The sequence below is a fragment of the Candidatus Aminicenantes bacterium genome (genome assembly GCA_026393795.1).
In the GTDB taxonomy this organism is placed as follows: domain Bacteria; phylum Acidobacteriota; class Aminicenantia; order UBA2199; family UBA2199; genus UBA2199.
Map to the genome: position 1 here is coordinate 22,064 of JAPKZL010000161.1, position 6,885 is coordinate 28,948.

Here is a 6,885-nt window from a genome sequence, read left to right on the forward strand (position 1 = left end):
TACCGAACCCTACCCCCTAGACCCTAAACCCTAATTAATAAAAAAAAAGGAGGCTGCAATGAACAGCAATGTCCTGGTGGCATACGCCAGCAAATACGGGGCGACGAAGGAGATTGCCGAAAAGATCGGCCAGGTCCTGAAGGAAGCAGGCCACGGCGTCGACGTCCTCCCGGTCGACAAGGCGGCCGACCTGGAGTCGTACGGAGCGGTTATCTTGGGCAGCGCCGTGTACATCGGCGGCTGGAGAAAGGGGGCGGCCCAGTTTTTGCGCGCCAACGAGAAAACGCTGGCCAAAAAAAAGGTCTGGCTATTCTCCAGCGGCCCCACCGGCAAGGGCGACCCGATCGAGCTGGTCAAGGGCTGGCGCTTCCCCAAGGCCCTGCAGCACATCGCCGACCGCGTGCAGCCCGTTGACATCGCCCTCTTCCAGGGGGCGGTGTTCGCCGAGAAGCTGAGCGCCGTCGGCCGCTGGATGATTAAAAATGTAAAGGCGCCGCTCGGCGATTTCCGCGACTGGGACGCCATCACCGTCTGGGCGGGGACCATCGCTGCCAAGCTCAAATTACTTCGTAACGCGTAACAAGTGACGAGAGAAGATAAAGTAAAAAGACAATTCCGGATGTAGGGGTTTGATTCATCAAACCCTTCCTGATAGGACCCGCTGTTGTAGGTCAGAAGGTGGTTCGTTTTATTCTTTTTTTTCTCACCTATAGCCTATTGCCCCTCGCCCATCGCCTTTTGACATTAAAAATCGGGGAATATACAATTAATTTTAAAACGCAGGAGGCCCAAGATGAAAAAGACCCTGGTTTTGCTTGTTGTTTTCAGTACATTAAGTTTGTTTTTAGCCGGAAACAGCCAGGAAGCGGTGCTCAAGCCCGGGGACAACCTGATCGTCGAGGGCATCCCGGCCATCCCCGCCGCCCTGGCCGATGACGTGGCGCTGTACAACAATTTCCGCAGCGCCTCATTCCAAGACTGGCATCCGTTAAAACGGGAAATGATCATCAGCACCCGCTTCGCCGACGCCTCCCAGGCGCACCTGGTCAAGATGCCGGGAGGAGCCCGGACCCAGCTCACTTTTTACAAGGAAAGGGTGTCCAGCCCCAGCTATGACCCGATCAACGGCGACTTCATCGTCTTCGCCAAGGACGTGGGCGGCAATGAAAATTTCCAGCTGTACCGCTTTGATTTCGCCAGCGGCAAGACCACGCTGCTGACCGACGGCCTGTCGCGCAACATCGGCGGGGTATGGTCGAACAAGGGCGACCGGCTGGCGTACGAGTCCAACCGCCGCGACAAGAACGACATGGACATCCGCGTCATCGACCCGCGCGAACCGGGAAGCGACCTCCTGCTGCTGCAGGTACAGGGCGGGGCCTGGGGCGCGCTCGACTGGTCGCCCGACGACGGCCGGCTGCTGGTGCAGGAGGGCATTTCGATCAACGAGAGTTATTTGTGGCTGCTGGACATGGCTTCCGGCAAAAAGGAACTGCTGACCCCGAAAGGCAAGAAGGAGAAGATCGCCTACAACTACGCCGCCTTCAGCAGCGACGGCAAGGGCATCTACGCCCTGACCGACAAGGACTCCGAATTCGTGCGCCTGGCTTACATCGACCTGGCCAGCCGCAAGCACACCTACCTGACCGGCGCCATCCCCTGGGACATCGACGAATTCGCCCTGTCCCGAGACCGCGGCCGCATCGCTTTCATCAGCAACGAGGAGGGGGTGGCGGTCCTGCATGTCCGCGACCTGGCCGCGGGCAAAGATTTGCCGCTGCCCGCCCTGCCCATGGGGATGATCACCGGACTGCAATGGCACCGCGACGGCAAAACCATCGGTTTCACCTATCTCAGCCCGCGCGCCAACACCGACGCCTATTCGCTGGACATCGAAAACAACGAAATCGAGCGCTGGACGACCAGCGAGCTCGGCGGCCTAAACAGCGAAACGTTCGCTCTGCCCGAGCTGATCAAGTGGAAAAGTTTCGACCAGAAAACGATCGTCGGCTTCCTGTACCGCCCGGCGGCCCGCTTCAGCGGCAAGAGGCCGGTGATTATCGACATCCATGGCGGACCCGAAGGGCAGGCACGCCCGCTTTTCATCGGCCAGGAAAATTATTTCCTCAACGAACTCGGCGTGGCCTTGATTTTTCCCAACGTCCGCGGCTCCAGCGGCTTCGGCAAAACCTTCCTCAAACTGGACAACGGCTTCCTGCGTGAGGGAACCTACAAGGACATCGCCGCCCTGCTCGACTGGATCAAGACCCAACCCGACCTGGACAGCGAGCGGGTCATGGTCACCGGCGGCAGCTACGGCGGCCACATGACCCTGGCCATCGCCGCCTTTTATCCCGAGCGCATCCGCTGCGCCGTGGAAGTGGTGGGCATCTCCAACCTGGTGACCTTCCTGGAGAACACCTCCGGCTACCGCCAGGACCTGCGCCGGGTGGAGTACGGCGACGAGCGCGACCCGAAGATGCGCCGCTTCATGCTCAAGATCGCGCCGCTCAACAACAGCGGCAAGATCAGCAAGCCGCTGTTCATCATCCAGGGCGCCAACGACCCGCGCGTCCCCTTGAGCGAAGCCGAGCAGATGCGCGACACGCTGAAAAAAGGAGGGGTACCGGTCTGGTACCTGGTGGCCAAGGACGAGGGACACGGCTTCGCCAAGAAGGGCAACCGCGACTTCCAGTTCTACGCCACGGTGCTGTTCATCAAGGAATTCCTGCTGAAGTAGCGGCGACGCCAGACTCAGGACTCAAGCAGCCGTCCGTTCTCCAGGACGAGCACGCGGTCAGCCAGCAAACGGATATGGCGCGGATGGTGGCTGATGAACAGGATGCCCAGACGCAGGCGCTGAAAGATTTTCTTGAACTGCAGCAGGATGCGCCAGGCGGTCAGGTCATCCAGGGCTGAAAAAGGCTCGTCGAGCACCAGGAAGTCGGGCTCCAGGGCGAGGGCCCGGGCCAGGACCACGCGCTGCAATTCGCCCCCCGACAGCTCATGCGGCCGGCGCTCCAGAAAAAGCTCGGGCAATTCGAGCAGCGAGAAGAGCGCACACAATTTTTCGCTGACCGTTTCGGGTTCAACGGCGGCGATGCGCAGCGGTTCGCTGACGATTTCGCGGATGGTGAAGCAAGGGTTGACTGCCAGGAAGGGATTTTGAGACATCAGCTGGTTGCGGCGATTGAAATCGGCGCGGCTGGACAGGGCGAGCGGCCGTCCCTGAAAGAGGACCCGGCCGCTGTCGGGCCGCTCCCGGCCGACGATCATCCTGGCCAGGGTCGATTTCCCGGCCCCCGACCTGCCGGTCAGGACGCACGCCTGTCGCTCGCCAAGATCCAGGTTCACCCCGTCCAGGGCCTTATGCCCTACCGTCGACTTTCCCCAGCGTTGCCGCTGGTAGGTCTTGCTCACGTTATCCAGCCGGAAGCGGGCCTCCATCAGCAGGTCCCCAGGAAGGCGGCGATCTCCCGGACGTAGGGATGGCCAGGGGCGGCCAGCACTGTCGTCGGCGTTCCCGCGGCCACGATCGCTCCGGCGCAAAGGATGTAAAGGCTTTGGGCGCACTCCTTAATCAGGTCCAGATGATGGGAGATCAGCAGCACGGTCAGCCCGTAGCGGCGCTGACAGTCGAGCAGCACGCGCAGGGAATCGTCCTGGGCAACGGCATCGAGCTCGGCCGTCGGCTCGTCCAGGATCAGCAGCTCAGGCCTGCTGGCCAGGGCCATGGCCAGCAGGCAGCGCTGGTTCTCGCCGCCGCTGAGCATGAAGGGGTAGGAAGCCAGGATGCGCCGCGGCTGGGCGAAATGCAGCGCCGCCATCATTTCCAGCAGCTCGACCGCGTTGATGCGGCTGCATTCGCCGATCTATCCCCCTCCAGTCGGCTGCCGTACGCAGGCGGGCGCCGTGAAAGGCGATCGAACCGCGGCTGACGAAAAAGCCGCCGGGCAGCAGCCCGGCCAAGGTCTTGGCCAGCATGGTCTTGCCTGCGCCGGTCTCGCCCAGCAGCGCGGTGACCCGGCCGCGGGCGAGCGCCAGGTCGATTGCCCGCAAAACCGCCTGCCGCGGGCCGGGGCCGCGCCTTTCGACCCAGAGGCCCCGGGTTCCGAGCAGGAACATCAAAAACCCGCGGCGCCGCGCGTCATTTGGCGATTAACGCCACGGCCTCGATTTCCACTTCGGCCGCCAGGGGCAGCTCCTTGACCGCGACGGCCGAGCGGGCCGGATAGGGCTCGGGAACATGGGCGGCGTAAATCTCATTGACCGCCTTGAAATGGGCCATGTCCTTCAGGAACACGGTAGTCTTGAGCAGGCAGCTGCAATCGAGCCCGGCCGCGGCCAAAACGGCGGTCATGTTCGCGAAAACCTGGTGCGCCTGCGCTTCCACCCCGCCCTCGACCAGCTTGCCGGTTTGCGGATCAATGCCCACCTGTCCCGACAGGAACAGCAAGTTTCCCCAGCGCACGGCCTGGGAATACGGGCCCAGGGCGCGCGGTGCCGAGCTTGTGCTCACGGCTTGCTTTTTCATCATGATCTCCTAAGTTGCGTTTATTGCGGCAGATCGACCGGCAGCGCTTCCTCGCGCTTGCGCAAAATCGTGAGCAGCACCATGCCCAGGAGGAATCCGCCCACATGGGCCAGCCAGGCGATGCTGGCGCCGCCGCCGGCATAGAAGAATTGAAAGGCGAACCAGATGACCAGGAAAACCGCGGCCGGGATGTCCACGAAGGTGAGCAGGACGAAAACGAACACCAGGGTGCGGATGCGGGCGCTGGGAAAGAGCAGCAAATAGGCGCCCATGACTCCGGAAACGGCCCCGCTGGCGCCGATTACCGGCGTCAGCGAGTCGAGGTTGAAGGCCACATGCACCAGGCTGGAGCCGACGCCGCATAGCAGGTAGAACAGGGCGAACGTGAAGCGGCCCAGCCGGTCCTCGACGTTGTTGCCGAAGATCCACAGGAACAGCATATTGCCCAGCAGGTGCAGCCAGGAGCCGTGCATGAAAAGGGAGAGCGGCAGGCTGAGCAGCGGAGAAACCCGGCGGTGGAATACGACCTCGTTGCCCCAGCGGTCGGTGCCTACCGGGATTTCCGCGTTTTGAAGTTCCTTGATCTCCCGGGGGATGAGTCCGTCTTTGATCACGAAGTATTCCAGGCTGGAGGGCCACTTCAGCGGCTGCAAGTCGGAGGCGGTGAGGGGCCGGCGCAGGTGCTCGTCGGACAGGTAGGCCTGATAAATGAAGACCGAGAAATTGAGCAGGATGAGCAGGATGGTGACCACGGCCGTGCGCCGGGTCGGGTTGTAATCCTTGAGCGGTATGAACATGGATTATGATCGTCCCCCAAAAAGAGCATCAATTTTAGCAGGCGGCGCTGCTAAAGTAAATGGCACCTCGGACGGTTGCGGCGGTTTCCTTCCCGTAGGTTATTGCTTGACCAGGAACAGCGCCTTGGCCTCGTTGCCTTTCTCAGCCATCTTGATGTGCTTGGCATCGAGGAAAAGAATGTCCTGGCGGGATGGCGGCTTGATGACCGTGAACTGGATCGGCCCGATCTTCTCGCCCATGATCTCCATGGTCATGCCGTCGAGGGTCACGTTCATGACCATGGTCTTCAGCATTCCCAGCGCCGCCTTGGCCATCTCCGGGCTGGTTTTGACAGCCTCCTTGTAAACCGGATCCTTTTCATACGTGGCCGTGTCACCCACCCACTTGCCCATGAAGGCGAAGGTGAGGTTGCCGGCGACGGCGGCGGAACTTTTTTCATTAATCGCCGTTTGCGTCGCTGCGGGTGCGCCCGATTGGCTGGTTCCGCCCACGTTCACCTGGTAAAGGTTTCCTCCCTTTTCGATCGTATACAAATTGCTGCCGCACCAGAACATGAAGCGAGTCGCACCGAAAGCAGGTTGTCCCAGCTGCTTCCAAAAGCCGCTGGCCGTAGCGGTTTCATAAGCTGCCGTCTTTTTCGATGGAAAACAATTTGCCCGCCGCGGCAAAAAGAAATTTTGTGTTGGCAAAATCATTTTTCCCGATCTGCTTCCAGATACCCGAGGCCGGGTCGGTGACGTAAAGGGCACCGCTCGTCTCCACCGTGTACATTTTCCCATTTAGTGTCGTGCCCGCGATCGTGCCGGCCCAGCTGCCGGCCGTTCCGACCCCTCGCCATGAGCCGTCCACCGGGCCAATGGCGTACAGGCTGCCATCTTTTTCAATGGAAAGCAATTTTCCCCCCGCGGCAAACAGGAATTTTGTGTTGGCGAAATCGCTCTTCCCGATCTGTTTCCAGACACCTGTGGCCGGATCGGTGACATACAAAGCTCCGCTGGACTCGGCCGTATAGATCCTGCCGTCCAGCGCGACACCGGCGATGGTCCCGGCCCAGTCGCCGGTTTTTCCCACCACTTTCCAAGATCCAGCTTGCGCTGTCAAGCATACGGAAGCGGCCACGAGCAATACGCAACCCAACATCATTTTTTCTTTCATGCGAAACCTCCTTATTAAATCGGACAACGACTTCCTCGTTGTGCAGCCGGGCCGGCAGCAAGGAACCGGGAAAGGTGTTGCCTTCTTAGGGTGATTTTCAGTTAATGCAACCGCGTTGTCAACTCCCGAAGCGCAAGATTCGTGGGGAATTTTTCGCTGGCAGGATGAATCAGCCCAGCCAGCCCCCGATCCAGCCGATCTTCTCGCCGTTCCGATTTTCCATGATCCCTCCATCCAATAAAAAGTTTATTTTTCCTGCTGCGACTTCTCGATCTTGGCCCAGGAATCGCGCAGGGTGACGCTACGGTCATTCGTCCGCCCAACTTCCATAGTGCTGACTGCCAGCAGAGCCCGGGGAACTATGACGCTTATTAGCAATAAAAAATCTTTGTAAAAAG

8 protein-coding genes are annotated in these 6,885 nt (G+C 60.4%); 2 read left to right on the top strand and 6 right to left on the bottom strand.

Features of this window, described 5'->3' with window-relative positions:
- Positions 1-58 precede the first annotated feature (58 nt).
- Positions 59-580: a flavodoxin domain-containing protein gene (locus NTW95_07660; GenBank protein ID MCX6557286.1), complete on the top strand. Its 522-nt coding sequence runs from the start codon at positions 59-61 to the stop codon at positions 578-580.
- Between the two features lie 213 nt (positions 581-793).
- The gene (locus NTW95_07665; GenBank protein MCX6557287.1) at positions 794-2,740 is read left to right on the top strand and encodes a S9 family peptidase; all 1,947 of its coding nucleotides are present in this window, start codon (positions 794-796) and stop codon (positions 2,738-2,740) included.
- Between the two features lie 14 nt (positions 2,741-2,754).
- Here NTW95_07665 and NTW95_07670 read toward each other — a convergent pair whose 3' ends face one another.
- The 6 genes from NTW95_07670 to NTW95_07695 form a co-directional block, all read right to left on the bottom strand.
- Positions 2,755-3,447, bottom strand: a complete 693-nt coding sequence (locus tag NTW95_07670; GenBank protein MCX6557288.1) for a dipeptide/oligopeptide/nickel ABC transporter ATP-binding protein — start codon at positions 3,445-3,447, stop codon at positions 2,755-2,757.
- A complete protein-coding gene (locus tag NTW95_07675) occupies positions 3,447-3,830 on the bottom strand; it encodes an ATP-binding cassette domain-containing protein (protein ID MCX6557289.1) in 384 nt (127 codons plus the stop codon). Before NTW95_07675 ends, NTW95_07670 begins: the two co-directional genes overlap by 1 nt.
- 317 nt (positions 3,831-4,147) lie before the next feature.
- Positions 4,148-4,534, bottom strand: a complete 387-nt coding sequence (locus tag NTW95_07680; GenBank protein MCX6557290.1) for a RidA family protein — start codon at positions 4,532-4,534, stop codon at positions 4,148-4,150.
- Between the two features lie 20 nt (positions 4,535-4,554).
- Positions 4,555-5,331 (bottom strand): rhomboid family intramembrane serine protease, encoded by a 777-nt coding sequence (locus tag NTW95_07685; GenBank protein ID MCX6557291.1) that lies wholly within the window; start codon positions 5,329-5,331, stop codon positions 4,555-4,557.
- 99 nt (positions 5,332-5,430) lie between these two features.
- Positions 5,431-5,886, bottom strand: coding sequence for a hypothetical protein (locus NTW95_07690; protein ID MCX6557292.1), 456 nt, complete (start codon positions 5,884-5,886; stop codon positions 5,431-5,433).
- 64 nt (positions 5,887-5,950) lie between these two features.
- Entirely contained in the window at positions 5,951-6,487 is a 537-nt protein-coding gene (locus tag NTW95_07695; protein MCX6557293.1) for a hypothetical protein, read from the bottom strand.
- Positions 6,488-6,885 lie beyond the last annotated feature (398 nt).

Coding starts and splice junctions, on each gene's coding strand:
- NTW95_07690 (MCX6557292.1), bottom strand. CDS start 5,886: ATGTTCTGGTGCGGCAGCAATTTGTATACGATCGAAAAGGGAGGAAAC.
- NTW95_07685 (MCX6557291.1), bottom strand. CDS start 5,331: ATGTTCATACCGCTCAAGGATTACAACCCGACCCGGCGCACGGCCGTG.
- NTW95_07670 (MCX6557288.1), bottom strand. CDS start 3,447: ATGGAGGCCCGCTTCCGGCTGGATAACGTGAGCAAGACCTACCAGCGG.
- NTW95_07680 (MCX6557290.1), bottom strand. CDS start 4,534: ATGAAAAAGCAAGCCGTGAGCACAAGCTCGGCACCGCGCGCCCTGGGC.
- NTW95_07665 (MCX6557287.1), top strand. CDS start 794: ATGAAAAAGACCCTGGTTTTGCTTGTTGTTTTCAGTACATTAAGTTTG.
- NTW95_07675 (MCX6557289.1), bottom strand. CDS start 3,830: ATGATGGCGGCGCTGCATTTCGCCCAGCCGCGGCGCATCCTGGCTTCC.
- NTW95_07695 (MCX6557293.1), bottom strand. CDS start 6,487: ATGAAAGAAAAAATGATGTTGGGTTGCGTATTGCTCGTGGCCGCTTCC.
- NTW95_07660 (MCX6557286.1), top strand. CDS start 59: ATGAACAGCAATGTCCTGGTGGCATACGCCAGCAAATACGGGGCGACG.